Here is a 25,519-nt window from a genome sequence, read left to right on the forward strand (position 1 = left end):
GCGACCACGCGAAGTCACGCGCCGAGTTCGTCGTCGACGGGGCCGCCGTGTCCGCGGGCGACGTCGCGGCGCGTGGCGCGTCGCGGGTCGGCCGTCTCGGTCGGCGGGCCGTCGCCCGTGCCGGTCTGCTCGCTGCCGGTCTCGGTCTGCTCGTCGTCGCTGGTCTGCTCCGGCGCTTCGGCGCCCGGTGCAGGGACCTCGACATAGTCGAGCCGCTGGAGCACGCGCTCCAGATCCGAGCCCGAATCGGCGTGGTTCGGGTGCCCGGCGGTGTGCTGCGCATACCACGGCATGGGGTGTCCTCCAGAAAGTCAGTGTAGGTGAGACCCGGGCCGCGCCACCTTCCCCGGCGCATCCGACCACCACAGCGGACCTCGCGGCCCGGGCCTCGGTCTTACTCGGCGAGCTTCGCGTCGATGCGCGCCGTGATCTCCTCGTCGGTGCCCGTGGCCTCGACGCCGACCTCGGCGGCCTGCGCGATCAGCGCCCGCCGCTTCTCGACGCGCTCGGTGATCTGCGGGACCGTGCCCGAGTCGTCGACGCCCAGTTCGCGCGCCTCGGCCTGGAGCTTCTCCTTGGGCGTCAGCTGCGCGGGCTCGGCGTCCTCGACGTACGGTGTGCCGTCCTCGTTGACGCGGACGAGCGCCTGCTTGGCGTACGCCTTCTCGATGTCCGGCGGGAGCGGGCATTCGAAGCGGAACACGCCGCCGCCCTCACCCTTGAGGTGGACGACCTCGGGTTCGTTCGACTCGGCCACGGTCAGACCGCCTTGGGGAGCAGGAACGGCGTGATCGTGCCGGTGTGGCCGGCGGCGAGGTCGACGTTCAGGCTGCCGTCGGAGGTGCCGAAGCGGCCGGACTCGAACGGGCCGAGCCACGCCGTGGCGCCCGCGGCGACGGCGACGACCAGGTCGCCCTGGCTGGCCGCCATCGCGGGCGGGTAGGTGCCCGCCTTGACGGTGACGTTCTTCGACGTGCCCGCCGTGTTGGTGACGCGCAGGACAGTCCGGTCGAACTGGGCCGATGCGATCGTGTGCCCGTTGGTCGGGTCCACGTTGGTGCCCGCCGGGTCGGCGAGACTGCCGTTCCCGACGAGCTTGCTGTAGGTCAGCGCGGTACGTGCCATGGCTGGCGGTTCCTCCTATCAGCTCTGCTGCGCGGTCGTGACCGCGAGGCAGTCGGGGCGGATGACCTTGGCGCCGTACACGGCCAGACCCTTGACGGCGTCGGAAAAGCCGTCGTGCGGCCGGAACCCCTCGGTCTTGTTGATCTGCTCGGCGAACGTGATCGCGGCGGAGATGCCCGCCTGCACGACGCTCTGGCCGGCGCCCGGGGTGACGGTGTTGTTCGACTCCATGATGTCGAACCCGGCGGCCCGGCCGACCTGACCGTTGCGCAGGGCCTGCCCGCCGTCACCGCTCTCGTTGACCTTGATGAACCGCGGGTCGAGCAGCAGGCGGGAGTGGAACCACGGCGGGACGATGACGTAGCGGCCCTGCGCGGGGACGTTCGCCACGGTCAGCTTCTCGCGCAGCGGCACGAGCACCTTGTCGTACGCGTCGGTCGGGGTGCCGACCGGCACGGTGATGGTGCCGAGGTTGTTCGCGGAAGCGACCTGCGTGTAGAGACTGGCGATGTACTGGTCGACGGTGTCGGCCAGCGCGTACGCGGCCTCGTCCATCGTGGGCTGGATGATGTTGCCCTGCGCCTGACGCTGATTGATGTCGTCGACGTCGAACGCGAAGTACTTCTGCTCCGTGATCGGCAGGACTCGCTGCGCGTCGGAGAGGTGTTCGCGGACGATCGGCTGCCCGGGGACGTAGTCCTTCACGGTCGGCCGGCCGACGGAGTTGATGCGGACGGTGTCGCCCGCCTGGCTGATCTCGCCCTCGTAATCCTTGTTGATCACGTTGGGCTGGCCGAAGACCAGAGTCTTTCGCAGCGCCTTGAGCAGCGCCGCCGACCAGATCTCCGGGATCATGCGGTCGTATGCCACGGTTTTCCTCCTGCGTGGCTCGAAACTGACGAGCCCGCGGAGTCCGGGCGGCTACCTCCGTCCCCGGTGCGCTACGTCCGGGCCTTGGTGCTTGCGCAGTGGTGAGAATGGCCGGGCGGTGTCACCGCGCCCGGCCGCTCCGGCTCAGCTGATGCGGCCTTCGGCCGCGGCTTTCTGGAGCTCGTCGGAGTTTGCGACCAGTTCGTCCTGCGACATCTTGGAGATCTCGGCGCGGGTCCAGGTCTTCTTGCCGCCGGCGGCCTGGGTGCGGTCGCCGCCGGACGCGGCGGCCGGGGCGTCGGTCTTCCACTCGGGGTACTTCGCGGCTTCGGTGTCGACGGCTGTTTTGATCGCGGCTTTGACCGCGGTCGCGTCGTTCTGGTCGACGCCGTTGAGGACGCCGGTGAGGTTGGCCAGGCCGATGAAGACGTCGATGCGCTCGGGCTTGATCCCGGCCGCGGCGGCGAGCGCTTCGGCGGTGGCGGTGTTCGCGCGCTGGTTCGCGGCTGCGAGCACGCCCTCGGCGCGCTTGAGGACGTCCTCCGGCTTGACCGCGGCGGCACCTTCGCCGCTCTGGCCGCCGAAGAGACCGGCCAGCTTGTCGGCGAACGACTTCTCGAACCCGCTCATGCGCTTCTGCACGATCGCGTCCAGGTCGGCCTGGGTGAAGGTCTTGCCGGTTGCCGGGCCGGGTTTCGGCGGCGTGCCCTGCTGGCCGCCCTGCGGCTGGGTGACGGCGGCGGTCGTCCCCGCCGCGGGCGTGACGGGCTGCTGCTGGCCGTCGCCGGGCTGCGCGCCGGCGGGGTCGGTGGTGGCGGTGCCGGCCTGGCCGCCTTCGGCGGGGCCGTTCGTGGGGGAAGGCTGCGTCATGCGGATGAGGGTCGGGCCGTCGTGTCACCACATAGGACGGCCCCGGCCCGCGGGAAGCGGGACGGGGCCGTCGATCGGTGGGTTGTGTTCAGGAGGGCAGGCGGAGCACACCGGCGGTCATGCTCGTTGCGCTGTCCCAGTTGAGGTAGACGCTGCCGTCGGCCTGCCGGTACTCCGGCCCGAACGGACCGGCGACGTACGTCTTGCCCGCGGGCACGACGACTTGGCGGGAGGTGACGGCGAGGCCGTCCGGCGCGGCGGCCGGGTTGACGGGGATGGTGCAGGTGTGGCTGGCGGCGTCGGCGTTCTTGATGACGACGACCTCGCGGCCGTTGGTTGGGAAGCTGTTGCCGTTCGGCGACGCGGTGGCGTCGACGGCGCCGAGCACCAGCTCGGCGCCGGCGCGGGTAAGCGCCTGGGGGGTGATTGCGGTACGGGCCATGGCGGGGGTGTCCTCCTAGGACGGTGGTGAGTAGCTACTCGCGCCGAGGGTCCCGCCGCGCTGTCACTCGGTGAGCGCGGCGCGGACGATGCAGTCCTTGGCCTCCAGCAGCTTCCGCAGTCCCGCGGTCTTCTCCGGCCCGTCGGGGACGTTGTCGGCGATGTGCTCGGCCAGCTCGCCGAACGGGCGGGAGTGTTCCTGGAGCGCGGGCGGCAGGTGCGCGAAGCGGAAGTGCTTGAGCATGCCCTCGGTGGCGGGGTGACGCGGCGGACGGCCTTCGGTGAGGTTTGACATGAGGCCACCGTGCAGGCGCACTGTCACGCGACCGGGCGTTCGCGGTCGCGGCGCCGGTTCTGGCCGGTGTCCTCGGCGTGCTGTCGGATCGCGGCCGAGTTGGCTCGGATGTCGGCACGGAGCTTCCGGGCGGTCGGGGTGTCGCCGAGCTCGGCGGCGGCGGCCTCGCGGCGCTTCAGCTCGCGCGCGCGCCGCTCGAGCGCCCTCAGTTGCTGCTGCTGCTTGTATCCGTCGGGGTTGGCGTCGGCCGCCTTGACGACCGTCAGGCCGGGGACGAACGGGTCGGCGCGGTGGGTGCAGTTCGGGTGCCATAGTCCGGCCGCGCGCGCGGCCGCGACGGTCGCGACAACGCGGTGCCCGCCGAGTTCCTGCCCGGTGGACGTCCCCGTGATTGACAGGAGCTTGCTCTCCCACGGCTCGCAGAGCCGGCACTCGCGCGGGCTGTCCGAGACCTTCACGACGTCGCGGCCCTCCGCGACCATCTGGTCAAGCTGGCCCTGTACGACGGCCTGCCCGGCGACGGTGCGGCCCGCCATGCGTGCGTAGGTGTCGAGGTGCCACTCGCGGCCGGCAGCGTCGGGGAACCGGTCCTTGCCTTGGGCGAGGAGGCGGTCGACGACTTGGGCTACGGCGTCGCGGCGCACGATCGTGCCGGTCTGCATGAGCAGTTCGGCGTCCCGCACGGTCCGCTGGAAGAGGTCTTCGTGCGCGCGGATCACCGGGAGGTGCGCGCCGACGAGCTGGCCGACGAACCTGCGGGCGAGCGCGTCGACGAGTTCGGGCCGGGACTGGAGTGGCCGGCCGAGCGTGTCCGCGGTTCGCTGGCCGATGGTGTACGCCTCGGCGAGCGCCTGCTCGGCGAGGTCGGGCGCGGAGATGTCGAGCCGGGTGGTGATGGCACGGAGCTCGTCACGCAGGCCGAGGACTTCGCGGGCCTTGCGTTCGGCCCAGCCGTCCTGCGTGATGCCGCGGGCGAGTCGCCGCGCCACGGTGATGATCATGCGCTCGGCGGCGACGTCCCATACGTCGAGCAGCGTCTTGAGCACCGTGGCGCCGTCGGCCGGGCTCGCGCCGAGCGGAACGGCGGCGGTCACTGCTGCTCGCCGCTACCCGGCGGCTGCTGCGGGTCCGGCTGCTGGCCGGGGTCGGGCGGACCGAACGGCTCTCCGCCTGTGAGCGGGTCGGGCGCGGTCGCCTTCTCGGCCTTGATCCGCTTGACCTCCTCGTCGACGTCCTTCTGTTCCCACTCGGGGTGAGCCATCTTGACCTTGATCTCGGTCGAGATGGCCTCGGCCTGCGCGAGCAGGTTGATGGTCTCGGCCATCTCCTTCGGGTCTGCCTGGTCGACCGGCCATTCCAGCGCGGGCCGTCCGGTGGGCATCGGCCCGCTGAAGATGTGCGCGTTGACCAGCATCAGCGTTTCGGCCGCCCGGCGGGCACCTGGTTTCCAGTACTGCCGCTTCCGGCCCTGTGTGCTGTTCGAGCGGCGCTCACGGCGGGACATCGCGGTCCCGGAGAGCTGGCCCTCGACGTGCCGGCCGAACGTCTGCGGCGCGTACCCGGCGCGACTCACGATGTTGTCGACCAGCTCGTTCGCGGTGTCGGCGTGCTCCTGCACCCGCAGGGCGAACTGGGCGACGGTGATCGGCGCTGGCTTGCCGGCGTCGTCCATCGGCATGCCGGGCAGCGGGGTGAACGCCTCGGCGTCGAGGTCGAACGCCTTCTCGCGGCCGCCACCGACGAGCTTGCCGAAGAACTGCCGGGCGACGCTTCCCGTGGTCGACACCGGTTCGAGCATCTCGGCGGACGCGAGGATGCGGCCCTTGCCGAGCCGGATGTCGCGGATCCACGAGTCCCAGACCTCGTCGAGCGCGTCGAGGTCGGTCTCCAAGCCTTGCAGGTCGGACCGGCCGTGCGGAGTGTGCACGAGCGGCTGCGGGAGGTCGTTCGGGACGTAGTCGACGAGCAGCTCGTTGCCGCGGATCGCCTTGGTGTTGATCGGCTCGCCGGCCAGGCCAGCGGTAACGGGATGGTCCGTGAGGGGCACTGCGCGGCCGACGTTGGCAGCGCTGCCAAGCCACAGCTCGTGCCGAATCTGGCCGGGCTCGTGGTGCTCCAGCCAGCGCAGCGTGTTGTGCGGGTCGTCGTTGAGCACGGTCACGAAGGTGACAGCCGCGAGTCGGCCGAACCGGAACACCGGGATCGCGTCGTCGTCGCGGACCATGGTCAGGATAGGCCGGTCGGACAGGTTCTTGTCCCAGAGCGGGTGGAGGTAGACGCCGCCGAGCGCGGCCGCGGTCTCGGCGCCCTCGAGGAGGGTGTTGGTCCAGCCGATGTCGTCGGCGAGGGTTTCCCAGGCGTCCGTGACCGCGGTGGCGTCGTCGCCCCAGTCGAGGCGCGGCGAGTCGCCGAAGATCAGTTCGGCGGAGGTGCGGGCGATGTCGGCGGCGAGCGGCATGTGCATCTGCCGGGTCTCGCCCTTGCCGTGCTTGGCGGCGTGCCGCGCCCAGTAGCCGCCGGGCGCGGTGTGCGGGGCGGTTGTGCGCAGCCGGTGCAGGTCGCCGGACCACCACGCAGACCACGACTCCCAGCGGTAGCGCATGGTGTCGTAGTAGTTCTGCGGTGGCGGCCACGCGGAGCCCTCGGCTATCAGCACCGCGCGAGCGTGGGCCCGCGGTGTCACGACCGAGGCGTAACGCGTGCGCGCACGCAAGCGACGTGGTCGGGGAGGACCGAACCGGGGAGGAACGCGCATGCCCAGCAAGGCGACGATCATCGCGGCCGCTACAGCGGTCATCGTCTTGGCCGCCGGTGGTCTCGCTTACTTCCTGACGCGCCCCACCGAGCCCACCACGTTCACCGGCGGTGGCGTCATCACGCTGATGCCCGAGTCGCCGTTCGCGACAACCCGCGTCAAATTCGGCCAAGACGACGCGTGCGAGGGCACCGAGGGATACTCCGATCTCCGCCAGGGGACCCAGGTGGCCGTACGAGACGCGTCGAACAAGCTGGTCTCGATTGGCAAGATCGGGACCGGGATGGCCAACCCCAAGATCCAGCGCGCGTGCGACCTGAACTTCTACGCACCGGACATTCCGATCGGCGCCGGACCGTTCACGGTCACCATCGGCAACCGACCACCAGCGGCGGCCTCGGAAAAGGATCTTCGCTCGCAGGAAGCGTACTTCTCGATCGGCGACTAGGCCGCTTGGTCGACTTCGCTCGCCGCGGACAGCTGAGGCAGCCACGCGCGCCACACGGAGCGGGCGGCCATGATCCCGTAGCGGCCGGCATCCGGGCCGTGGTCGTCCTGCTTGACCGGCTGCTCTTCGCCGCGGGCGAGCGCGGTGTCGTCCCAGACGTAGCCGCACGCCTCGTCCCACAGGTGCGGGCACGCCTTGTGGTCGATGACGAGCCGGCCGCCGGAGAGCAGCGACGCGAACGCGCGGATGCCGACGTCGACGCGGTTGTCGGCGGCGCGGAGACCGGGCCAGCCGTCGGACCGCATCTGGACGCGCAGCGACGCGGCCGACGGGTCCAGCACGGTGAGGGGCGCCTCGGGCAGGTGCTCGATCAGCGGTGACGCCCAAGCGGCGAGCCGGTGGGAGATCTGGGCGTCGGTGAGCTGCCCGGCGGCGCGGCCGTCGTGGCGCCACTCGGCGACGACGTGCAGCCGCTCGGGGACGGCGATGCGGCCGCCGACGATCACGGGGGCGGTGAGGACGATCAGCAGCGCGTGCGTCGGGTTCGATGTGCCGTAGTCGAGGCAGATCCAGCCGCGGCGCCAGGCGCTCGGCGGCGGCGCGGACGCGGTGTGCTTGGTCTCGTCGAGCATGTCGTAGATGGCGCCCTCGGCGGCGACCCAGTGGCCGAGGATGAACCGCTTGTACCAGAGCCCCGTGAATTCGGAGGCGAGCGCGTCCTTGTACTCCTGGGAGAGGCCGGGGTTGTCGTACAGCCCGAAGTGCCACGTGGCGAGGTTCAGCTCGCCGACGCGCAGTAGGTACTTTTTGCGCAGCCAGTGCGCCGGGTTGTCGGGGTTGGTGGTCGCGAAGAGCTTCGCGCCCGGGACGGACAGGCGGCCGAGCAGCTGTGTCCAGAAGTCCTCGGGGATGACGGTGGCCTCGTCGACGTACGCGCCGGCCAGGGTGAGGCCGCGGAGCACCTTCTCGGCCTTCTTGTCGTTGGCGCCGATGACGTGGATCAGGCGGCCGAGGATCCGGCACCGCGGCGCGCCGGCGGTGAAGTTGATCGCGCTCGGTTGCATGTCGGCGATGACGTCGAGCACATTGCGGGCGATGGTGTCGCGAGTACGGCCGATGACGGCGAGCGGGCCGGGCGGCGCGGTGCGGACGTAGGTCAGCCACCGGACGATGGACGCGATGGTCTTCCCGGACCGGATCGAGCCTTCCCAGATGTTGAGGCGCGCGTTGCTGTCGAGGATGCTGTCCTGCTGCTTGACGGACAGGAACGCCCGGGTGTCGGTCACCCGGTGCTGTCCTGCTCGGCGGCCGCGGCGGCGGCCTCGCGGTCGCGGCGCGCGGCGGCGAGCGACTGCTCGAACTGCTCCAGCAGGCCGGACGCCTGGCCGGCGCCGGCGGTCTCGGCGTCGAGGCGGGCGAGGTTCGCGGTCTGTTGTGCGGCCGCGGTGATGGCGCCCATGGTCGCGCGCCAGTCGGCCGGCCCGGCGTCCAGAACGGTCTGCTTGACCTCTTCGCCGACCATGTCGACCTTGACCACGTGCAGGTGGACGACTTCGCCGAAGAGGCGGCGGCGTAGCTCGGCGATGTCGTCGAGCAGGCCGGCTTGCAGCTCGGTGCGGCGCTTGGAGAGGTCGGCGGCCCGGGCGGCGGTGGCGGCCTCGGTCTGCTCGCGACGGTCTTCCCAGGCGTCGGCGAGGTCGGCGTCGGCGGCGACCCGGTACACGGTGGAGACGGACACGCCGAACTCGCGCGCGATGGCGCGCTGAGTCGGGGTGGGGGTCCGGCGGATCGCGTCGGCGATCGCGTCGCGGACCTCGGGAGGCAGAGGCGGGCCGGGCACGCCTGGACCCTGGCCATTGGGTGTCACTGGCATCGCGTGTGGCTTCGAACTCAGTGTCCTCGTTCGAACAGGTGTATTCCGGCGCTCTCCGAAACCGTTGTAGCGTGGCTCATGCGGCGTTTTCCCAGTTCGCGCGTGTTCAGCCCGCGCGACACGGCCCCGCTAATTCCGGCGACAGGCAGAATCGGGTACTGTGCATCTGCCCCCGCTCCAGGGGGAGCCCATCGGTCACCAGCGACTCACCCGCTGTGACCTAGCACACCCTCAAGGAGGAAGGTTTGCCCTGCTCAGAGCGGCTAGTGAACCTCTGAGCCATCCAGCTAAAACTGCACGAAGGCACGAACAGAAGAGTATGGCAGCGAGACTACAGATAAAAGATGCAGCGAAAAGATACAGCAAATTAATACAGCGAAGATTGGAGAATTTTTCCGGATTATCGAGAGAAGCTCCTAAACATGGAAGCGCCCGAACTGCTGGAACAGTCCGGGCGCAGCGGACCAAAAACCCGTCAAACCGGCTAGTTATCAGAGGAGATCGATCCGCTGTGCATTCTAACAGCCCCCGTTGCAACAAGCTCCGCCGCAGGCGAGCACGTCAGCGCTGGTCACAGGCTTACTCCTGGATCTTTGCGGCACTGTCGCTTCTCACGTCACCTCCGTCACAGGATCGGTCAGCAACAGTGACAGAGCGCATGATCGACTTGCTCTTCGACCGTGAAGCAAGCGAGCGCCTTCACAGGCTCGTCCGACTGATCGTGATGGGCGCCGTGTTGGTCGCGGCAATGTTCAGCACCGTACTCATCATCCATCCGCAGGTCATGGACGTATTCACCCGATTGGGTTAACGCCTTTATGGTCGAGAACTCGCAACCTACGGTCCCGTAGGTTGCGAGTTTCCCGGGCACCTACGGAACCGTAGGTTGGCGTTCCGCGCCTAGAGACGCTTCACAGACGACCGGCCGGGGGCGCGCGCCGGCCCGCGGGCTCGACGCTACCGGGGCCGGTGACGCTCCGTCGGCTCTTCCAGGCCCATCGCCTGGAAGAGCCGCAGCGTCGCCCTGGTGATGTCGCTGTTGTTCGTGCTGCTGGGGATCCGCCATAGCAGTTCGGCGAGGGCTACGCCGGCGTGCTTGTTCATCGCGGTGACGTAGCGGGCGACGTTCGGCGCCCACATGCCGTGCAGAGTGGCGACAGGCTGGCCGAGGTCGTCGCCGATGAGGACGAGTTCGGGGCCGGTGTCGTCGATGTTCCAGAACGGGAGCGCGGAGGCGGTGCGGCGCCACTCGTCGGCAAGTTCGCCGATGCGGCGGCGGGTCTTCCGGTCGCGTTCTGCGCGGGGTGTGTCCATGCTGTGCTCCCTGGTGGTGGTGTCGGGCGGGACCTTCCCCGTCCCGCCCGACACCTCGTCACCGTAGAACACGTGTTCGATCGGACGCAAGTCAGGGCTCCGGCTGCCACCCACCGCGGTAGCCCTGCCGGTCGTCGAACTCAACCGCGGCCAAGCGGAGAGTTTCGCAGGGGTAGACGACGAGCTCGTTACCCCGCCAGGACGGGCCGCATTCGAGGCAGTACTCAACTCCGTCCGGCCTGTCGCGTCCCGGCTGGTGCAGCTGGATCGCCCTCCGGGCTGCGCCAATGCGTCGAAGCGCGCGCGCCGGGTCGTGACGCGCGATGTGCTCCAGCTCGGACACCACGAACGGCCCTGCGTTCTCCTCACCGGGCCGAACGGCACCAAGGATCGTCCGGTCACCGACGTGAAGGAAGTAGTCCGTCCCGAAGTCGTCGTCGGTCAACCGGTCGAACTGCCACTCCGCCGCACCGCCGAACGTCTCAGCCGCGGCGCGCGCCGCCCGCTCGTCGTTGTCGAGCTGGGCGGTCAACCACGCCAGGAACTCATCCATCCGCCAATCCTGCCTGATCGTCGGTCGGCGTGCTGCTGGTTGCCGGCGTGACCGCGGTGATCGTGGCCTCGAACGTGCTGCCGTTCGCGGTCACGGTGACCTGGTCGCCGACGGCGAGCACGGGCTCGGCAGGCGGCGGGTCGACCGGCGTGGACGGTGGACGTCCGCGAAGCGACCACTCGAGCACGGGGTTACTCATCGGCGGCCTCGGCGTCCGGCTCGACGTAGCAGCCGGACACGTCGATGGTCGGGTCGTTATGCGTCAGCGCCGAGCCGACGACGTTGCCCGCGCCGTCGACGAGCTCAACGCCGGTCTCGGTGTCGGTGTCGACCGGGCGCACGTAGACCTGGACGTCGTCGTCCGTGATGGCGGTGGCGGTGAATCCGTGGGCCGATCCGGTCCAGCGAACCACGCCGGCGACGGGCGCGTTACGGCCGTCGAGGACCGGCTCGGGCACGATCACGGCGGGGGCGAGCAGACCGATCTGGGGCAGCAGCGCGGCGACCTCGGGCAGCAGCGCGCCTGCGGCGGCCGGTTCGGGTGCGGCGGGCAGTTCGGGCGTGAGTCGGGTGGCGGGTTCGAGGTCTTCGGGCACGGCTGGTGTTCTCCTGTTCAGGCGGCGAGGTCGAGGTCGGACGGGCGGGGTTCCGCGGCATGGTGCGGCGGGAGTCCGGGCAGGGGCAGCAGCAGCTGGCCGGGGCCGAGCAGGTGCCGGCCGACGCGGACCGGGCGGTCGAGGGCGAGCGGCGACACCCACAGGCCGCGGGCTTTCGCCTTGCGGCGCGCGGTGATTCGGCGCTCGGACTCGTAGAGGGTGTGCGCGGCACGGCAATCCGCGCACTTGCACCCCCACTTCGCGTATCGCGAGTTGGTGCCGTGCTCGGGCATCACGGCCGGCGCGGGGTAGCCGAGCTCGGCGGCGACGGCCTTGCGGTCGAGGCGGTCGAGGCCGCCCCAGATCCCCCAGGGCTCCCCGCGCTCGAGGGCGTCGGTGGCGCACTGGAGGCGGACGGGGCAGGCGCGGCAGATGACGCGGCAGGCGTCGGCGGCCGGGCCCTTGGCGTCGATGAAGTCGAGTTCGGGAAACAGGTTGCAGGCGCCCGATTCGTGCCACTCAGGGACGACGCGCGGGAGCCTCGGGGGCTCGTCGACGATGGTCACGCGGCCTCCCCTTCCCGGGCGAGGTCGAGCGCGAGCGCGACCTCGCCCTCGGCGATGATCCGGCCGAGCTCGTCGAGGAGGCGCGCGGCCTCGCCTTTGGTGAGCTCGTTCATGGTCGTGATGCGGGTGCCGAGCAGGTGCGAGATCAGCGCGAGCCGGTCGCCGCGGTCGGTGATGCCCTGGCCCGTGATGACGGTGGCCAGCGCGGTCCGCTGCTGCGGGGTGACGAGGTCTCCCTCCCAGGGCTTCACGGGCGGACCTCGATTTCGAGCCAGAGCCGCCGCTCCCCCGCGCCCGCGTGGATGACCGGCATGTGCTTCGTCATGAACTGCGGGGTGTCGTCCGGGACGAGCTCCAGGCCGATCCAGTCCCGGCGGGGGCCGCGCGCGAGGGCGTCGCACGCGGCCTTGAGCGTCGGGACGAGGTTGTCGGCGTCGCGGCGGCGGTTGTCGCCGGGCCGGTAGTGAAGGGTGACGGTGAGGTGGGAACCGGCCGGGATCTCGGCGCGGCGGGCGCCGTCCCGGACGCCGAGGCGAACCGCGGCGGTGCGCTGGGCCCGCTGGCTGTGGTGCCAGCGGTCGTTGGCGTTGAGCGGCGGTTCGAGCGGGCCGCCAGCACGGCGCCGCATCATCGGGACGTCCACCTCGAACGTCCGGGAACGGCCGAGCGCGCGAACCGCGTTCGAGTTCAGGTGAACCGTCGACGGGTCGATCATGCGGCACCATCCAGCAGCAGGCCGGCCAGGTTCTCGGCGTGCGCCTGGAACCCCTCGCCGCGGTCGCGTCGGAGCGCGGCCTCGTCGAGCAGGCACGCCAGCGGCTCGGCGAGGACGGGCGACGCCAAGGCGATCCAGCGGGCGTCGTTCAGGACGTTCCGCTTCGTCAACCCCGTGTCGTTGCTGAACGTCGGGAGCCACGCGCGGAGGTCGGTGTCGACGCCGCCACCGCTGAGCACGGAGGCGACGTATCCGCCGCCGGGGACGTAGCCGTCGTGGTTGCGCCACGGCCCGGCGGTCGCGGCGGTCGCCCGCTCGCGGAGCAGCTTCGCCGCGGCGCGAAGCTCGTCGTTCGGGTTGGTCACGGGCGTCCTCCGGGGCTGTTCGGGGCGGGGCACGGCGGGATGCGCCGGTCGAGGTGCGCGATCCGGGCCGCGCCGTTGGGGTGGGTGGCCATGGAGTGGGCGGGGTAGCCGCACCGTCCACACGGGACACCACCGAGCGGCACGGCCGTCACGGTCGGGGCGGTCACCGGAACGCGACCCCCTCGAAGCTGTCGAGCCCGTCGCCCAGCCGGAGCCAGCGCGTCACGCCGTAGTCCTCGCGGTCCTCTTCGGACGCCGGGAACCAGTGCCAGCGGCTGGCGACGGCCTCGGCGATGAACTGGTGCAGCGCGTCGCCGAGTTCGGCGACGGCCTCGGCCGAGGGCTCGTCGTCCGCGTCGAGGCTGCGCTCCCCCATCTCGACGGCGGAGTAGCGGACGCGGAACTCGTCGTCATCCGCGACGGCCGCGGCCAGCGCGACGTGCGGGTCGAGGGTGCCGGCGACGACGAACCCGTCCTCGACGAACCATTCGACGGCGATCGGGTTGGTCACTTGTGGACCTTCCCGGTGCCGTTGCAGGTGCCGCACGGGAACGGCGGGGTCTCGGCGGGGTTGACGCCCCAGAGCATCCCGGCGGACGGGCCGTTGCCCGGGCAGACCGGGCAGTCTTTCGTCTGGCCGGGGCCCTCGTCGGGCGCCTGGGCGATCTTCTTGGTGAAGGCCATGGTTAGTGCTCCTGGTCGAGTCGGTGGATTTCGCGGGTCCGGGCCGCGCGCCGGTGTGCGGCGGCCCGGGCGCGGAGGTACGCGCCGTAGAGGCGGAACAGCAGGCTCACGAGGTCGGGCACGCCTGCCCCCTCGTGATCAAGTAGTCCTTGAGGGTCGGGCGCGGGTGGTCCTCGCGGTAGCGGGCGATCTCCCGGTTGTAGCCGCCGGTGACCCGCTCGGCCTCCTCGTCGTAGAGCCGGACCGTCTCGCGGAACGAGGCGACGACGTCGGCGTGCTCGACGCTGCACGGGTGCCGGCGGCACGGCGACCGACCGGGGTCCAGCGACGTCACCGGGTCTCCACGTACAGCTCGTCGATGCTGACGAACCCGAGAGCGGCGAGCCACGCGATGGTCTCCTCGGAGCCGGCCTCGCGCAGTTCGACGTCCGTGCGGGTCGTACAGGTCGCCGCGGTGCAGCCGCAGAGGTCCTGGTGCATGCCCTCGGCGTGGATGCGGTCGATGCGGTCGGAGACGGCGCGGATCCGTTCGAGGTCCGTCCCGGCCAGCCGGTCGGCGATCTCGGGGTTGTCGCGGGAGAAGACGTAACTCACCGGGCGCCGCCGAGCAGCGCGCCGAGGATGAACACGACGAGCAGCGTCACGCGCACGGTGATCGCGGCGACCTCGAGCGTGTGGTCGTGGCCGAGCAGCCACGCCCACACGCGAGCGGCGGGGCCCGCGGGGCTGGTCTGTCTGGTGTGGACGGTCACTGGTAGCTCCCGATGGCGAGGGCGAAGAGGATGACGGTGAGGCCGGCGAGGGCGAGGGCGACGCCGAAGCGACGCACCCACCACCGCCAGTCAGGGCCGGTCACGCGGGCGCCTTGCCGGACGAGGCGCGCGGGTCCTCGTCGCGCCAAGTCCCGTAGTAGTCCGGGTTCCGGTGGTTGCCGGCGTGCTCGGCGTCGAGGAAGCACCGGTAGGTGTTCCAGCGGATGTCGGCGCGCGCGCTGGCGAGGTCGGCGAACGGCTGGATCACGGACGGGCACTGCTCGGTGTCGCCGTCGTTGTCGAGCCATTCGCCGGGCTTGTCGTCGAGGCCGTCGAACGGCCACCAGCACCCGCAGGACTGGCACAGGAAGCCGTCGGCGTCGGTCTCGACCTCGACGCCGCAGAGCGAGCACGGCGGGAGCGTGGTGCACAGCGGGGGCGGGGCCGGCCGAGCGGCGACGAGCGTGTCGAGGACGTCAGCGCGGTAGGCGGTTCGGTGGCCCGGGTCGACCGGGTCGACGAGCGCGACGCCGCGGAGGCCGTCGTGATCGGCGATCCGGTCGACCTTCCAGGTTGCGCCGGAGCGCAGGGTCAGCACTTGGCCGACCCTGTACTCGCGGCTTTTCGCGGGGCCGGTCACGCGGCGACCCTGACCCGCATGTCGACGACCTCGCCCGCGTCGTGGAAGACGATGACGGGGTCGGCGTCCATGCCGGCGCCGATGTAGAAGGTCGTGAACCGCAGGCGGCCGGGCCGGGCTCGGGTCGGGTCCGACACGACGGACTCGACGACCAGGTGCCGCTGGAGGTACATCAGCGGCCGAACGCGGTCGGCCGTGTCGCGGACCGTGATGAGCCGCGTCACCGGTGGTCCTCGGTGGCGTAGCCGTCGCGGGTGATCGGGTCGGTGTCGGTCGCGACGAACTGCGGCTCGCTGCCGTCCTCGTTGTGGTGGGTGACCTGGCCGCACTCGCCGCGGATCGGGAGGCACCAGCACGTGTCGCGCATGACGTGCAGCGCGCCGAGCTCGGCGTCGGGCACCGCGCCGTGCTCGCGGGCGTACGCCGGCTTGTCGGCCTGGAGGATGAGCGCGATGCCGCCGACGTCGGCGCGGGCCTCGACGTAGCGCCCGGTGTCGCCGACGGGCTCGACGGTCGTGCCGAACAGCTCGGCGAAGTCGTCGAGCGACGACGTGGTGCCCGGCGCGCGGTGCACGCGGAAGGTGACGCGGCCGAACCAGTCGCCCAGCTCGGGCTGCCGGTCGGCGGTGTCGGCGAGCTGACGGAGCGAGTCGCCGAACTTGGAGGCCGGCGCGGCGGCGGGCGGGAAGTTCTCGGCGCCGTCCTGGGCGTGCAGCGCCAAGGCGACGTGCTGGACGACACCGTAGGTCGCGGCGACCGGAAGGTCGACGATCCCGAGGCCGTTCCGCGCGCTCGCCTGCGGGAAGGTGATGCGGTAGCCCGCGCAGTCGGTCGGGACCGCGACGGTCACGCCCGACTGCGGGTGGTTGATGAGCTGGCCATCGCGCTCGAACCCGGCGTGCGCGAGCAGCGCGGCGAGTGCCGCGGCGCTGGCGTCGGCGATTTCGCCGAGCATGTCCAGCTGGTCGGTGCGGGTGGTCAGTCCGCTGGTGGTCATGTCGTCTCCCTTGCGTTGTCACCGGGTCCCCCGGTGGCGTGCGCTCACGTTATCAAACATGCGTGCGCGCACGCAATACTCACGGCGCAAACGAACTCGCCTGGGCCGCGAAAGCCGCGTCCATCCGCGCCGGGTGGCACGGCGACTTCGTGAGCGGCCGCCCGTTCGACGTGCACCGCTGGCCCACGCCGGCCCGGCACGACTCGACCGGGCACGGCACGCCTCGCCATGCCCGGCGCGCGGCGACGTCCGACTCGACCGCGAGCTCAAGCTCCGCGAGGTCGACCTCTCCCCCGGACCGCTCGGCGGCGCCGAGCGCCTTCTTGGCGGCCAGCGCGGTGAACACGCGGTCGATCCCGTTCCGGATCACCTCGGGGTCGGCCGGCGGCGAGACGTGCTCGGGCGGCGCGTACCGACGCCGATCGCGGTACCAGCCGGCGATGTCCGCCGGGGTGATCGTGTCCTTGGTGGCGCGGTAGTGCGCCATGAGCGCTTGCTCGGCCGCGGCCATCGGGATGTCCGCGAGCATCGACGTCCAGATGCGGAGGACGAGCTCGTCCGGCTGCGGCGCGTACTGGTCGACCGCCGAGGCGGCGCCGAGCAGCTGCGTGACCTCCTGCCGGTTCACCCCTGGCCTCCAGCCTCGATCGTCAGGTACGGCGCGTCGACGAGCATCCCGCCGCCGAACGGCTCGACCGGCACCGCGGCGCCGTCGCCCTGGCCGAGCTCCAGCCACCCGCGCACCTTCGCCCCGCGCCCGGACGGCGCGCGTGACGCGCGCCCGCCCGCGACAAGGGTCGCCCCTGCCCCGTCGGCTTCCTTGACGATGTCGGCGACGAGGGAGGGCAGGAGCTTCGGCCCTACGCCGGTCTTCTGGTTCCAGCGGGTGAGGGCGGCCCCGATGGTGGGTTCGTCGAACTCGTCGAGCAGGGCGACGGCTTCGAAGGCGAGGGCGGTGCGGGTGGCGCTGGGGATGCGCTTGCCGATGGTGCGGTCGACGAGCTTGTACGCCTGGACGCTGCGGGGCCCCGAGGGGGCGGGTCCCGTGGCGGGCCGGTTCTGCTCGTGATCGTTTTCGCGCGCGGTGGGTACGTGAGGGGCGTCGGGAAGGTGAGTAGTTATCTCTTCCTCTACCTCTGCCATGTTTTTGCCATTGCTGGTGCCATGGCTGCCGCTATAGCTGTTGCTATCCGGATTCGGGGTGGTTTCCGGGGTGTCGGCGGGTGGGTTGCCCCATCGTTTGGCGGCGCCTCGTCGGCCGCGTTCGGCGGCTGACCTGCGGTGTTCGTCCACTTCGGACCGGGAGCGGTTGTGTTCGAGGTAGTCGTGCAGGTATGCCTGCCCCTTGGGGACTTCGGGGCACTTTTCGCACGTGTGGCCGTGTTCGTGCACGAGCCCGACGGCGACGAGTTTCCGTGCTTTTTGGACGGAGATGCCGCCTTCGTGGGCGATGGTGCGGACGGTGATCCAGCCGTCGGTGTGGTACTTGCCGGCGTAGGCCATGGCGGCGGCGTAGCCCCACGCGGCGGCGGGGTCGCCCATGGCGATGATCTTGGGGTGGTGCGCGATGTCGACGGACACGCGGACGAACTCGCGGACGTCGGCGGGCCGGCTGGTGGTGCGGGTGGTCAAGGTGTCGCCTCCCGGGCGTCGATGAGGTGGCCACGTCCGCAGCTGCGGGCACAGCTGGCGCACTCGGGCAGGCGCAACCAGCCGGTGTTGCCGAGGCCGTCGTGGTCGGGCGAGACGACGTGTTCGAGATAGACGTCGCCGGGCTTGATCAGGGAGCAGTACGGGCAGCGGTGCGGCTTCCGGGCTCGTCGCGCGGTCGTGCGGTTCACGCGGCGGCCTCTCCCGTGCCTACGGCGAGCAGCGTCCGGAGGATGGCCGCCGCGAGCAGAGGCGGCACAGCGTCCCCGATCTGGCGATACTGCTCGGACTTGTTGCCCTGCCACGGGTAGCCCGCCGGAAAGCTCTGTAGTACCGCGGCCTCCTGGACGGTGACGCGCACGCTGTCCTGCTCGAACTGCGACTCACCGCCAGCCCGGTCCTTGTGTCCCGGGCGCCCGATGCGCGGGTCGCCCTGCACGGTGGTTGCGGGGCGCTCGTGAACCCACGTCATGTTGCCGGGCCGGGCCCCGTAGATCGTCCCTGCGGGCTCGTTGGCCGAGCGCTCGGCGGCGTTGCACTGCGGGCTGTTCCGCATCACCCACGCCGCAGTTGCCTTGCCCGTGATGGTGTGGCCTGGCTCGGTTATGGGCCTCGGCTCGACCATCCTCGAGGACGCTCCGGCGGGCGCCATGTGGACCAGCAGGCTGGTTCCGGTGCCGCCGGACCCGGCGCGGATCGTCGGTCCGGGCGCGGTCGCTGGCCGGTGCGGACGTTCGCCGTGACGTTCGGCCATGCCCCGGCCGCGCTGGTACTCGACGCTCCAGGAGTCCGGCCAGCCGAGCGCGTCAGCCATCGACACCGGTGGAGGCAGCGGGTCCCCGAAGAGGCTGGGCTCGGTGCCGATGGTCTGGCCGGCGCGGTACGCCTGGTGAGTTGGCGGCGGCGGGCCGGCCGGGAGACCGTCGCGGCGGGCGACGAGGATCGCGCGCTTGCGGGTCTGCGGGACGCCGTACTCCTCGGCCGAGAGGATGCCCGCCCACGTGCGGTAGCCACGCTTGCGCAGCAGCTCGGCCATGTACTGCCAGAGCGGAAGCACGGCCGGAACCTGCTCGCACGCGATCCAGCGCGGGTTGAGCGCGACGGCCCAGCGCATCGGCTCGGCGGTGAGGTGCGAGCGGTCGTCGGCCCACTCGACGACGTCGGGCTCGCGCTCGGCGGCGAACGCGGCGATCCTCTCGTATACCTTCTCGCGGTCGAGTTCGCCCTTGCGGTCGCCGGCCATCGACCACGCCTGACAGGGCGGAGACGCGATGAGGCCGTCGGCGAGCCCGGCGAAGACGCTCGGGTCGAAAGTGGAGACGTCGGCGCGGATCCGCGGGTGTCCGGCGGCGATGCCGGTGCGGCACGCGGCGTCGTCCCACTCGATCCCGACGGTCGGGCCGCCGTAACCGGCGAGCCGGAGCCCGGCGCACCAGCCGCCGGGCCCAGCGAAGAGGTTGGGGATCACGCGGCGGCCTCGGCGGTCTCGACCTCTTTGCGGGCGCGGACGCGGGCGCGGGCGGCGGTGACGGTGCGCTCGTTGATGCCGAGCTGCGCGGCGATCTCGCGGGCGACGAGACCTTTCGCGGTGAGGCGGGCGATTTCGTCGTCGCGTTCGGTGGGGTCGAACGGTCCGCGGATGAGGTCGTACTTGTGCGCGATGTTGTTGATCTGGTGGCCGGATGCGCCGGTCCGGAGTCCGATTTCGGAGTGACGGACACCGTCGCGGAGCAGCCTGACGACGGCGGCTTCGCGCTCGGCAGCGGCGTCGGTCTGGGGTGTGACGTAGGTGGCGTGGTCCGGCTGGAGGGCGGCGGTGCCGCCGATGGGCCGGGTCCAGTCGGGCGCGCCGTCTTCGTCGAGGATGGCGAGATCGGCCTTGGCGGCGAGCTCGACGAGCATGCTCATGAGCCGCTGGGGATCTTCCTTGCCCAGGCGGTTGAGGCGGCCCCAGACGAGCTGGGGGTCGTACTCGCGAACGTCGGCGATGAGCCGGCGGGCGTCACGGTCGGCCTGTTGTGCTCGCCAGGCGGGGCTGTTGCGGAGCCCGGTGGGGCAGTGGGCGATGTCGCGCTCGCGCTCGGCGTGGCTGTATTCGTACACGGCGTGTCCTTCTGGGATGGGTGCGGGCCGCGCCGTGGTGCTGGTGGCGCGGCCCGCTGGCCGGTCTGGGGGTCAGTCGCCTTGCCGTTGCAAGGGTGGCGGCGGGGTGTCTCTGGGGGCGGCGCGCCAGACGCCGTTGCGGCTGGCGTGCCGGGAGCGGCTTTCGCTGACGCGGGTGTCTTCGCGGACGATGCGCCTGGCCTGCGCCCAGACGCCGAGGACGCTGGAGACGAGGTTCCGGTCGTACTCGGCGTTGAAGCCGTCGTGCTGGACGAGGCGGTGGACGTCGTCGGCGGTGAACGCGGCCCGGCTGTTGGTGAGGGTGCGGACGGCGTACTCGACGCGGCCGCGGTCGTCGCGGTAGGGCTTTGCGCCGGCGGCGAGGTTGGCGGCCTGCCCGGCGTGCCGGGCGGCGAGGCCGAGGGCGAGTTGTTCGGTCATGCGGCGTGTTCCGTCTCTGCCTGGGCGAGGGGCATGCTGGTCAGGTGCCACTGTCCACAGTGGTCACAGGGGTAGTAGCGGGATTCGAGGCGGCGGCCGGGCTTGCAGAGCGACCAGATCAGGCCGAGCATGGCGTCGGCCTCGGCGGCGGTGCGGTACTTCTTCTTGCCGGTGCAGCCCGGCTGCTGCCTCTGGGTCATTCCTGCTGCCCGCCCTCGGCGGGGTCGTCGACGACCTCGCCCTCGACGTAGTCCGGGATGACGTCGTCGACGGTGCCCTCGATGTTGTCCCGGGCGGTCCCGTCGAGGGCGACGGCCTGGGCGAACGCACGGAGTTCGGTGGACATCGGGAGGAACTTGGACAGCTGCTTGACGGCGGTCTTCTGCGCCATGGCGTCCCAGTCGGTGACCCACGGGCCGCGCTTCCCGGCCTTGCTTCGCGCGCGGATGGCTTCGACGTCATCGATGGACATCACGACGAACGCGCTGCCGCCGTTGAGGAAGGTCGCGCAGGCGTAGACGTCGGTCCGGTCGCCCCGTTTGCCGCGCACCGGCTTGTGCTTGAGGAACGGCTCGAGGCCGTATGCGTAGTCGAACTCGTCGTGCTCGAACACGACGTGCGCGTCGATGCTCTTGAGCATGTTCGACTGCCACGCGAGTTTGATCAGGCCCTTGTAGCCGGGGATGAACGTGACCTTGTTGCCGTAGGGCACGAGGTACGCCTCGCCGAGGGGGCCGGGCTCCAGGCCGAGCTGCGACGCGGTCATGAGCGCGCCCAGGAAGGACTGCGGCGTGCACTTCGCGAGGTCCGCGTTGCCGCCGACGAGCGTCACGGCGATGCGGGCGACACGGTCGGGGTCCATGTGCTTCGGCAGGGCCCGGGCAAGTTCGGGCTTCATGCGCTCGATCAGGGCGCGGAGTGTCGGCGGCTTGTCGTCGCCGTCCGGCTGGCGAGCGACGGCGGTGCTGGCGGCCTGCTGCTGGACGCGGTCGCGGATTCCTTCGGCCATGGTCATGCCCCTTTCGCGGGCTTCGGTTTCGGGGTGCGCAGCACGCGGGCGCGGTACTGCTGGTAGAGGTCGGGCCGCTCGGCCTTGAGCCGCGGCAGGTCGAAGGTCGGCGCGGCGGTGGTGAACTCGTCGACCAGGTCGGGGTGGTCGACGGCGAACCGGGACTCGCTGAACGTGCCGTTCTGGTGGAGAGTGACGAGGATTTCGCCCATCACCGCAAGGTCGGTCGCCGCGCCGCACTTCGCGCGGAGCACGTTGCCGATCTCGTCGACGCGCGCCTTGGCGGCCTTGACGTCGTCCTTGGCGGCGATCAGCTGCTCGCGGAGCTCGGCGACGTCTCGGCCGGCCGAGACGACTTCCGTCGAGGCCGTGGCATAGCGCTGCTTGAGCGCTTTTGTGGTGGCCTCGCTGCCATCGACGGGCGGCTCGACGTCCGCGAGGACGTAGGCGTGCCAGAAGTCGCGTTCGAGGTCCGTCAGGACGGCGATCAACTCGTCGTCCCGCTCGACGACCTTGCGCAGCGGGGTGCGGCCGTCGATCAGCACGGCCACGTGCGCGTGGCTCCGGCCGGTCACGGCCATGCCGTGCTGCGTCTGAATTTCGGCGTGATCCGGGACGTCGCCGTCGAGCCAGATCTCGGCGTCCTCGGTGCGCCAGCTCGTCGTTTTCCACTCGGCGATCCCGCCGTCCGCGGTCATGCCGTCCAGCGACACCTGCTGGAACGGATGCGCGATGGACTGCATGAGGCCGGCGCGGCGCACCGGGATGCCGCTGACGTCGGTGAACCACTGCGCGATGGCGGGTTCGAGGCGGAGGCCCCACTCCATCGCGTCGGTCTGTTCCTTCTCGCGGGCGCGGGCGGTCTTGTCGAGCCAGAGCGCGTACCGGGAGTTGCGCGGGTTGATCCCGGCGACGGTCGACGCGTCGGACCCGCCGAGGCCGAGCCGGCGCGCGGCGAGCCACTGCTCTCGCGGTGCGTCGGCCGGAAGCAGCAGCCGGGCGGCGGGGGTGGCCCAGGGCTCGGCGGAGTGTTCTGCGGTGGCGGTCATCAGAACGGCACCTCGGGCTGGAAGAGTTCGCCGTCGCCGACATAGCGCGGGTCGTTCAACCGGGTGACCAGCTGCGCGGCGGCCATCTGTCCGAGCTCGCTGATGTCGAGGAACCGCTTGCCCGCCTGCCCCTCGGGCAGGGACACGGCGGCCGAGACGGTCACCCCGTCGGGCCGGACGACCTCGGTCCTGAACGTCCACTGGCGGTTCGTCACTTGCTCTGCTCCTTCGGGGTGGCCGTCTTGGTGGCCTTGTCGTTGGTGGCCTTGGCTCGGTCGAGGGCGGCGCGCTGGGCGGCGGCGCGGCCCTGCTCGACGTCGGCGCGGGCGTCGGCGACGGTCTCGTTCGCGCGGCGGAAGCTGTCGCGGATGCTCATCACGCGGCCTCGGCGCGGGTCTCGACGATGAGGTCGGCGTCGCTGTTCGGGTCCTGCTCGTCCTGGGCGGCGTTGAGCGCGTCCGTGAAGCAGCAGATCCCGACGAGCCACGGCTCGGCGACCACGTCGCCCGTGCCCGCGGGGTCGCGGTGGATCCGGAACTCGGTGGGCCCGCAGGTCGGCGTCGCGCGCCAGTTGCACTCGGCGCGCTCGAACGTGTCGGTCGCGCGCTCCAGCCGGACGCCGCGGCGGCGGAGCACGGCGGCGAGCTTGAACCGCTCGGTGCCGATCGGTCGGTATGCTGTCGTCATCGATCCCCCTCCGGGGTGGTCGTCTCCCTGAACCCCTGCCGCCTGGTTGGTCCCGGCGCGGTGGGGGTTCTTCACGTTCTGGGCAGTGGTCATCGGACCTCGAACAGGTCCTCGAACGAGCCGAGCGCGAGTGCGCCCGCGATGAACTCGTTCGACGGCTTGGCGTTGCCGCGGAGCACGCGGCCGACGTTGGACGGGTCGAGGCCGATCGCTTGTGCGATAGCGGTTTTCGTGGTGTGTCCCTGCTCGGCCGCCGTGGCGGCGAAGTCCTCGCGGACTCGGATCGAGCGGCGGTTCGTCATGCGTGCACGTTATCAAACGTGCGTGCGCGCACGCAAGATCCACGGTGCGTCCGAACGTGAACTACAGGCGTGTAATTACTCCACGTTCCGTAGTCGAATCACGACCATGTGGGGTAATTCATGATCAACATGTGCGGCATCCTGGGCAACGCGCTTGTGAGTTGCGTGCGCGCAAGTACGATTAGTGCCCATGGACGAACAAGGCGACTTCCCCGCCTACCTGCGCGCCCAGATGTCCCGGAAAGACCTGAACAGCGCCGAACTCGGCCGCCTGGCCGGCGTCAACCCGGCGTCCATCAGCAAGTGGCTGCGCGGCCTCGAGGTGCCGAGCGTCGAAAACAGCCGCAAAACGGCCGACGCGCTCGGCGTCAACCTCCTCGAGATCCTCGTCGCGACCGGCGTTCTGACCCGCGACGAGGTACGCGGCCGCGGAACGGTCGTCGACCTGGAGAACCTGACCGACACTCAGGTGATCGACGAGCTCAAACGACGCCTCGCGATAGCAGCAAGCCAAGTCACATTCGGCTCCGAACAAGTCGAGACAGACAGTGACCGGTTCACCGCCGGACGGCGTAAGCGGACACCCAAGCAGACGAGTCCTGACTCCGGCGTCAGCGGTTCATGACGCGCACGTGGCCTAATCGCGAACGTTCTGTGACACTCGCGTGTCATCTGTTAATCCGATCAGGTCACTACCCCGCAGTAGGGTAAGGATCCTTCAAAGTTCTACGAAACTCCGGTCATGAACGACGATCTGGCGGTGCTGCTGGAGGGGGCCGTGTCTGCGCACGGCAGGATCACGATCAGTCGTGGACCCCTGGACGACTACGAAGCCGTGTTCGACCACAAGACGAAGATCCTGCACGTCGCCGACGACGTCGACGTCGTGCCCGCGATCGTCGGAGTGCTCCGCGACGTCGTGTACGGACCACCCGATCGACAGTTCGCCGTGCTCGCCGGCGGCGCGACCGCGTGCGGACTCGTCCCCGAGCAGGCCACCGACGAGCCCACCGTCCGACGGACTGCGTTCCACGTCGTCCGCGACGCCGGCTAGCTGGCCGCCCGCGCCCGGCGACGCGATGCGACGCTCTTACGCGCAAGCTCCTGGTAATACGCCTTGCGGGCGCTGGCAGCCGCCAGCGCCCGCGCCTGAGGGGTCATGCGGCCTTCGGGATCCACCTCGTGCTCGAACCTGGCGTCGGCCGCTTCACGGGCCGGCGCGGTGCGCCGCGACCGGTCCGAGGTCTTCGCCCACGACCGGTGCGCGGCGGCACGCGTCTGGCTGATCTTGTCCTGAGGAGTCATACCCGCAGGGAACAGCGGTCATGTCACCCGCATAGCGCTCAAACCCGGTCGCCGCGGGCAAGGTCGCGGGACCGCTTCCGCGCCCTCTCGTCGGCCATCGACGACCCATAGCGCTTGACCATCTTCGACCCGCGGGTCCAACCGCCGAGCCGTTCGACGTCCTGTTCGTTCGCCCCGTTGTCGAGCATGTCGTGTGCCCAGGTGTGACGAAGTTGGTGCGGCCATCGATGAACCAGGCCGGCCGCCTTGCAGCGGCGTTTCACCATCTCGAAGAGGCCGCCGCCGGTGAGCCGATTGACTCCTCGATCATCCGGCCGGATCGACAGGAACAGCGGCCGCGCCGTCGAGGCCGGACGCCGAGCCCGAGCGCGCATGTACTTCCTCAGCGCGAGGACCGTCTTCGGCGACAACGGCACGATTCGAGTCCTGCCGCCCTTGCCTGTGACTGTGATCTCATGCTGCGCGAAATCGACGTCGGCGACGTCGATGTTCACCAGCTCGCCGCGGCGGATACCTGTGTCGAGGAGTACGCGCAGGATCGCGTTGTCCCGGATGCTGATGAAGTCGGACCCGGATGCGGTACGGAGCAGGGCGGCGAGTTCAGCGTCCGGAATCACCGGAACAGGCTTTTCGTCAGGGACGGGCAGCTTGAGCAGGGCGAACGGGTTCTGCCTCACGCCGCTGTCCTGCTGCGTGGCCATGTAGCCAAACCAGAACCGTAGCGAGAGAAGGCGCACCCGTCGGGTTGCGGGCGCAAGCTTGCGCTCGGTTACCAGATGGGCCGCCCACCCGGTCGCGTGCTTGTCCGTGACGTCGGCGACGTCCGTCACGTCGGGGTGTTCCGTCTGCGCCCAGGTGATGAACTGGCCAACGCATCGGAGGTACTGCTCTGCGGACTTCGTGTTGACAGATCCGTCGAGGACGAGCGCCCACTCGTCGCGCCAGTCGGTGAAGTTGTCGAGCACGGTAGTTTCCTCCTGAAACAACGCTGTGCGGAACCTCGGAGGAACAGGAGAAGGCATCAGTGGCACCGAAAGTCGCAGGTAGGAGCGATTACCTGCACCTGACCGGCGAACGCACGGTTCCTGGAATCTCCGAGGAGAATTACTGGTTC

At 70.6% G+C, this 25,519-nt stretch carries 47 protein-coding genes; 3 read left to right on the forward strand and 44 right to left on the reverse strand.

The genetic code is table 11. The features are described from left to right. Nucleotides 1-14: 14 nt before the first annotated feature. From VA596_RS49905 to VA596_RS49945, 9 genes are all read right to left on the reverse strand, one after another. Entirely contained in the window at nt 15-293 is a 279-nt protein-coding gene (locus tag VA596_RS49905) for a hypothetical protein (RefSeq protein ID WP_323337856.1), read from the reverse strand. 101 nt (nt 294-394) lie between these two features. Next, the gene (locus VA596_RS49910; protein ID WP_323337857.1) at nt 395-757 is read right to left on the reverse strand and encodes a hypothetical protein; all 363 of its coding nucleotides are present in this window, start codon (nt 755-757) and stop codon (nt 395-397) included. Nucleotides 758-759: 2 nt separating this feature from the next. After that, a complete protein-coding gene (locus tag VA596_RS49915) occupies nt 760-1,125 on the reverse strand; it encodes a hypothetical protein (protein ID WP_323337858.1) in 366 nt (121 codons plus the stop codon). Nucleotides 1,126-1,143: 18 nt separating this feature from the next. Next, complete coding sequence (locus tag VA596_RS49920) at nt 1,144-1,995, reverse strand: phage major capsid protein (protein WP_323337859.1); 852 nt, start codon at nt 1,993-1,995, stop codon at nt 1,144-1,146. A 144-nt stretch (nt 1,996-2,139) separates the two neighbouring features. Then, nucleotides 2,140-2,865, reverse strand: coding sequence for a hypothetical protein (locus VA596_RS49925; RefSeq protein ID WP_323337860.1), 726 nt, complete (start codon nt 2,863-2,865; stop codon nt 2,140-2,142). A gap of 88 nt (nt 2,866-2,953) precedes the next feature. Further along, a complete protein-coding gene (locus VA596_RS49930) occupies nt 2,954-3,307 on the reverse strand; it encodes a hypothetical protein (protein ID WP_323337861.1) in 354 nt (117 codons plus the stop codon). 63 nt (nt 3,308-3,370) lie between these two features. Next, complete coding sequence (locus tag VA596_RS49935) at nt 3,371-3,601, reverse strand: hypothetical protein (protein ID WP_323337862.1); 231 nt, start codon at nt 3,599-3,601, stop codon at nt 3,371-3,373. Between the two features lie 23 nt (nt 3,602-3,624). After that, nucleotides 3,625-4,695, reverse strand: a complete 1,071-nt coding sequence (locus VA596_RS49940; RefSeq protein WP_323337863.1) for a phage minor capsid protein — start codon at nt 4,693-4,695, stop codon at nt 3,625-3,627. Beyond that, nucleotides 4,692-6,257, reverse strand: a complete 1,566-nt coding sequence (locus tag VA596_RS49945) for a hypothetical protein (RefSeq protein WP_323337864.1) — start codon at nt 6,255-6,257, stop codon at nt 4,692-4,694. The genes VA596_RS49940 and VA596_RS49945 overlap by 4 nt, the downstream gene beginning before the upstream one ends. A 97-nt stretch (nt 6,258-6,354) precedes the next feature. Here VA596_RS49945 and VA596_RS49950 point away from each other — a divergent pair, with 97 nt between their 5' ends. Then, complete coding sequence (locus VA596_RS49950) at nt 6,355-6,804, forward strand: hypothetical protein (RefSeq protein WP_323337865.1); 450 nt, start codon at nt 6,355-6,357, stop codon at nt 6,802-6,804. Here the strand turns inward: VA596_RS49950 and VA596_RS49955 are convergent. The 33 genes from VA596_RS49955 to VA596_RS50115 all read right to left on the reverse strand — a co-directional run bounded on the left by VA596_RS49955 (nt 6,801) and on the right by VA596_RS50115 (nt 23,100). Next, complete coding sequence (locus VA596_RS49955) at nt 6,801-8,090, reverse strand: PBSX family phage terminase large subunit (RefSeq protein ID WP_323337866.1); 1,290 nt, start codon at nt 8,088-8,090, stop codon at nt 6,801-6,803. The genes VA596_RS49950 and VA596_RS49955 overlap by 4 nt on opposite strands. After that, complete coding sequence (locus VA596_RS49960) at nt 8,087-8,644, reverse strand: helix-turn-helix domain-containing protein (RefSeq protein ID WP_323337867.1); 558 nt, start codon at nt 8,642-8,644, stop codon at nt 8,087-8,089. Before VA596_RS49960 ends, VA596_RS49955 begins: the two co-directional genes overlap by 4 nt. A 670-nt stretch (nt 8,645-9,314) precedes the next feature. Continuing rightward, nucleotides 9,315-9,548 carry a hypothetical protein gene (locus tag VA596_RS49965; RefSeq protein WP_323337868.1) on the reverse strand — a complete coding sequence of 78 codons (234 nt, stop codon included), beginning with the start codon at nt 9,546-9,548 and terminating at the stop codon, nt 9,315-9,317. 86 nt (nt 9,549-9,634) lie between these two features. Further along, nucleotides 9,635-9,991 (reverse strand): hypothetical protein, encoded by a 357-nt coding sequence (locus VA596_RS49970; RefSeq protein ID WP_323337869.1) that lies wholly within the window; start codon nt 9,989-9,991, stop codon nt 9,635-9,637. A gap of 91 nt (nt 9,992-10,082) precedes the next feature. Next, nucleotides 10,083-10,544 (reverse strand): DUF6221 family protein, encoded by a 462-nt coding sequence (locus tag VA596_RS49975; RefSeq protein ID WP_323337870.1) that lies wholly within the window; start codon nt 10,542-10,544, stop codon nt 10,083-10,085. After that, nucleotides 10,537-10,743: a hypothetical protein gene (locus VA596_RS49980; protein ID WP_323337871.1), complete on the reverse strand. Its 207-nt coding sequence runs from the start codon at nt 10,741-10,743 to the stop codon at nt 10,537-10,539. Before VA596_RS49980 ends, VA596_RS49975 begins: the two co-directional genes overlap by 8 nt. Continuing rightward, the gene (locus VA596_RS49985) at nt 10,736-11,140 is read right to left on the reverse strand and encodes a hypothetical protein (RefSeq protein WP_323337872.1); all 405 of its coding nucleotides are present in this window, start codon (nt 11,138-11,140) and stop codon (nt 10,736-10,738) included. The genes VA596_RS49980 and VA596_RS49985 overlap by 8 nt, the downstream gene beginning before the upstream one ends. 17 nt (nt 11,141-11,157) lie before the next feature. Next, nucleotides 11,158-11,706 (reverse strand): WhiB family transcriptional regulator, encoded by a 549-nt coding sequence (locus tag VA596_RS49990; RefSeq protein ID WP_323337873.1) that lies wholly within the window; start codon nt 11,704-11,706, stop codon nt 11,158-11,160. Continuing rightward, nucleotides 11,703-11,957: a hypothetical protein gene (locus VA596_RS49995; RefSeq protein ID WP_323337874.1), complete on the reverse strand. Its 255-nt coding sequence runs from the start codon at nt 11,955-11,957 to the stop codon at nt 11,703-11,705. The genes VA596_RS49990 and VA596_RS49995 overlap by 4 nt, the downstream gene beginning before the upstream one ends. Then, the gene (locus VA596_RS50000) at nt 11,954-12,421 is read right to left on the reverse strand and encodes a RusA family crossover junction endodeoxyribonuclease (protein ID WP_323337875.1); all 468 of its coding nucleotides are present in this window, start codon (nt 12,419-12,421) and stop codon (nt 11,954-11,956) included. Before VA596_RS50000 ends, VA596_RS49995 begins: the two co-directional genes overlap by 4 nt. After that, nucleotides 12,418-12,786: a hypothetical protein gene (locus VA596_RS50005; protein WP_323337876.1), complete on the reverse strand. Its 369-nt coding sequence runs from the start codon at nt 12,784-12,786 to the stop codon at nt 12,418-12,420. Before VA596_RS50005 ends, VA596_RS50000 begins: the two co-directional genes overlap by 4 nt. Continuing rightward, nucleotides 12,783-12,953, reverse strand: coding sequence for a hypothetical protein (locus tag VA596_RS50010; protein WP_323337877.1), 171 nt, complete (start codon nt 12,951-12,953; stop codon nt 12,783-12,785). Before VA596_RS50010 ends, VA596_RS50005 begins: the two co-directional genes overlap by 4 nt. Beyond that, a complete protein-coding gene (locus VA596_RS50015; RefSeq protein ID WP_323337878.1) occupies nt 12,950-13,297 on the reverse strand; it encodes a hypothetical protein in 348 nt (115 codons plus the stop codon). The genes VA596_RS50010 and VA596_RS50015 overlap by 4 nt, the downstream gene beginning before the upstream one ends. Then, on the reverse strand, nt 13,294-13,470 hold the full coding sequence (locus VA596_RS50020; protein WP_323337879.1) for a hypothetical protein: 177 nt from the start codon (nt 13,468-13,470) through the stop codon (nt 13,294-13,296). The genes VA596_RS50015 and VA596_RS50020 overlap by 4 nt, the downstream gene beginning before the upstream one ends. A 106-nt stretch (nt 13,471-13,576) precedes the next feature. Next, nucleotides 13,577-13,804: a hypothetical protein gene (locus VA596_RS50025; RefSeq protein WP_323337880.1), complete on the reverse strand. Its 228-nt coding sequence runs from the start codon at nt 13,802-13,804 to the stop codon at nt 13,577-13,579. Continuing rightward, on the reverse strand, nt 13,801-14,064 hold the full coding sequence (locus VA596_RS50030; RefSeq protein ID WP_323337881.1) for a hypothetical protein: 264 nt from the start codon (nt 14,062-14,064) through the stop codon (nt 13,801-13,803). Before VA596_RS50030 ends, VA596_RS50025 begins: the two co-directional genes overlap by 4 nt. Continuing rightward, nucleotides 14,061-14,222, reverse strand: coding sequence for a hypothetical protein (locus tag VA596_RS50035; protein WP_323337882.1), 162 nt, complete (start codon nt 14,220-14,222; stop codon nt 14,061-14,063). Before VA596_RS50035 ends, VA596_RS50030 begins: the two co-directional genes overlap by 4 nt. A gap of 100 nt (nt 14,223-14,322) precedes the next feature. Further along, nucleotides 14,323-14,820, reverse strand: a complete 498-nt coding sequence (locus VA596_RS50040; protein ID WP_323337883.1) for a hypothetical protein — start codon at nt 14,818-14,820, stop codon at nt 14,323-14,325. 38 nt (nt 14,821-14,858) lie between these two features. Next, nucleotides 14,859-15,086: a hypothetical protein gene (locus tag VA596_RS50045; RefSeq protein WP_323337884.1), complete on the reverse strand. Its 228-nt coding sequence runs from the start codon at nt 15,084-15,086 to the stop codon at nt 14,859-14,861. Continuing rightward, a complete protein-coding gene (locus VA596_RS50050) occupies nt 15,083-15,859 on the reverse strand; it encodes a hypothetical protein (RefSeq protein ID WP_323337885.1) in 777 nt (258 codons plus the stop codon). The genes VA596_RS50045 and VA596_RS50050 overlap by 4 nt, the downstream gene beginning before the upstream one ends. 79 nt (nt 15,860-15,938) lie before the next feature. Further along, a complete protein-coding gene (locus tag VA596_RS50055; protein WP_323337886.1) occupies nt 15,939-16,487 on the reverse strand; it encodes a zinc finger domain-containing protein in 549 nt (182 codons plus the stop codon). Next, nucleotides 16,484-17,491, reverse strand: coding sequence for a hypothetical protein (locus VA596_RS50060; protein WP_323337887.1), 1,008 nt, complete (start codon nt 17,489-17,491; stop codon nt 16,484-16,486). Before VA596_RS50060 ends, VA596_RS50055 begins: the two co-directional genes overlap by 4 nt. Further along, nucleotides 17,488-17,700, reverse strand: a complete 213-nt coding sequence (locus VA596_RS50065) for a hypothetical protein (protein WP_323337888.1) — start codon at nt 17,698-17,700, stop codon at nt 17,488-17,490. Before VA596_RS50065 ends, VA596_RS50060 begins: the two co-directional genes overlap by 4 nt. Then, nucleotides 17,697-18,977 carry a DNA cytosine methyltransferase gene (locus tag VA596_RS50070; protein ID WP_323337889.1) on the reverse strand — a complete coding sequence of 427 codons (1,281 nt, stop codon included), beginning with the start codon at nt 18,975-18,977 and terminating at the stop codon, nt 17,697-17,699. The genes VA596_RS50065 and VA596_RS50070 overlap by 4 nt, the downstream gene beginning before the upstream one ends. Then, a complete protein-coding gene (locus VA596_RS50075) occupies nt 18,974-19,612 on the reverse strand; it encodes a LuxR C-terminal-related transcriptional regulator (RefSeq protein ID WP_323337890.1) in 639 nt (212 codons plus the stop codon). Before VA596_RS50075 ends, VA596_RS50070 begins: the two co-directional genes overlap by 4 nt. A gap of 72 nt (nt 19,613-19,684) precedes the next feature. Then, nucleotides 19,685-20,053, reverse strand: a complete 369-nt coding sequence (locus VA596_RS50080; RefSeq protein WP_323337891.1) for a hypothetical protein — start codon at nt 20,051-20,053, stop codon at nt 19,685-19,687. Further along, nucleotides 20,050-20,253, reverse strand: a complete 204-nt coding sequence (locus tag VA596_RS50085; protein ID WP_323337892.1) for a hypothetical protein — start codon at nt 20,251-20,253, stop codon at nt 20,050-20,052. The genes VA596_RS50080 and VA596_RS50085 overlap by 4 nt, the downstream gene beginning before the upstream one ends. Further along, on the reverse strand, nt 20,250-21,062 hold the full coding sequence (locus VA596_RS50090) for a recombinase RecT (RefSeq protein ID WP_323337893.1): 813 nt from the start codon (nt 21,060-21,062) through the stop codon (nt 20,250-20,252). The genes VA596_RS50085 and VA596_RS50090 overlap by 4 nt, the downstream gene beginning before the upstream one ends. A gap of 2 nt (nt 21,063-21,064) precedes the next feature. After that, complete coding sequence (locus VA596_RS50095; protein ID WP_323337894.1) at nt 21,065-22,111, reverse strand: YqaJ viral recombinase family nuclease; 1,047 nt, start codon at nt 22,109-22,111, stop codon at nt 21,065-21,067. Beyond that, nucleotides 22,111-22,326, reverse strand: coding sequence for a hypothetical protein (locus VA596_RS50100; RefSeq protein WP_323337895.1), 216 nt, complete (start codon nt 22,324-22,326; stop codon nt 22,111-22,113). Before VA596_RS50100 ends, VA596_RS50095 begins: the two co-directional genes overlap by 1 nt. Next, on the reverse strand, nt 22,323-22,487 hold the full coding sequence (locus VA596_RS50105; protein WP_323337896.1) for a hypothetical protein: 165 nt from the start codon (nt 22,485-22,487) through the stop codon (nt 22,323-22,325). The genes VA596_RS50100 and VA596_RS50105 overlap by 4 nt, the downstream gene beginning before the upstream one ends. Beyond that, nucleotides 22,487-22,798, reverse strand: coding sequence for a hypothetical protein (locus VA596_RS50110; RefSeq protein WP_323337897.1), 312 nt, complete (start codon nt 22,796-22,798; stop codon nt 22,487-22,489). Before VA596_RS50110 ends, VA596_RS50105 begins: the two co-directional genes overlap by 1 nt. An 89-nt stretch (nt 22,799-22,887) precedes the next feature. Further along, the gene (locus tag VA596_RS50115) at nt 22,888-23,100 is read right to left on the reverse strand and encodes a transcriptional regulator (RefSeq protein WP_323337898.1); all 213 of its coding nucleotides are present in this window, start codon (nt 23,098-23,100) and stop codon (nt 22,888-22,890) included. Nucleotides 23,101-23,290: 190 nt separating this feature from the next. Here VA596_RS50115 and VA596_RS50120 point away from each other — a divergent pair, with 190 nt between their 5' ends. After that, nucleotides 23,291-23,725: a helix-turn-helix domain-containing protein gene (locus VA596_RS50120; RefSeq protein ID WP_323337899.1), complete on the forward strand. Its 435-nt coding sequence runs from the start codon at nt 23,291-23,293 to the stop codon at nt 23,723-23,725. Between the two features lie 117 nt (nt 23,726-23,842). Next, nucleotides 23,843-24,154, forward strand: coding sequence for a hypothetical protein (locus VA596_RS50125; protein ID WP_323337900.1), 312 nt, complete (start codon nt 23,843-23,845; stop codon nt 24,152-24,154). On the opposite strand, the gene VA596_RS50130 is transcribed toward VA596_RS50125, so the two are convergent. Then, nucleotides 24,151-24,405, reverse strand: a complete 255-nt coding sequence (locus tag VA596_RS50130) for a hypothetical protein (RefSeq protein ID WP_323337901.1) — start codon at nt 24,403-24,405, stop codon at nt 24,151-24,153. The two genes, VA596_RS50125 and VA596_RS50130, sit on opposite strands and share 4 nt — an antisense overlap. A 38-nt stretch (nt 24,406-24,443) precedes the next feature. After that, nucleotides 24,444-25,370, reverse strand: coding sequence for a tyrosine-type recombinase/integrase (locus VA596_RS50135; RefSeq protein WP_323337902.1), 927 nt, complete (start codon nt 25,368-25,370; stop codon nt 24,444-24,446). Nucleotides 25,371-25,519 lie beyond the last annotated feature (149 nt).

Origin of the sequence: Amycolatopsis heterodermiae (genome assembly GCF_034929455.1) — a bacterium.
Classification (GTDB): Bacteria; Actinomycetota; Actinomycetes; order Mycobacteriales; family Pseudonocardiaceae; genus Amycolatopsis; species Amycolatopsis heterodermiae.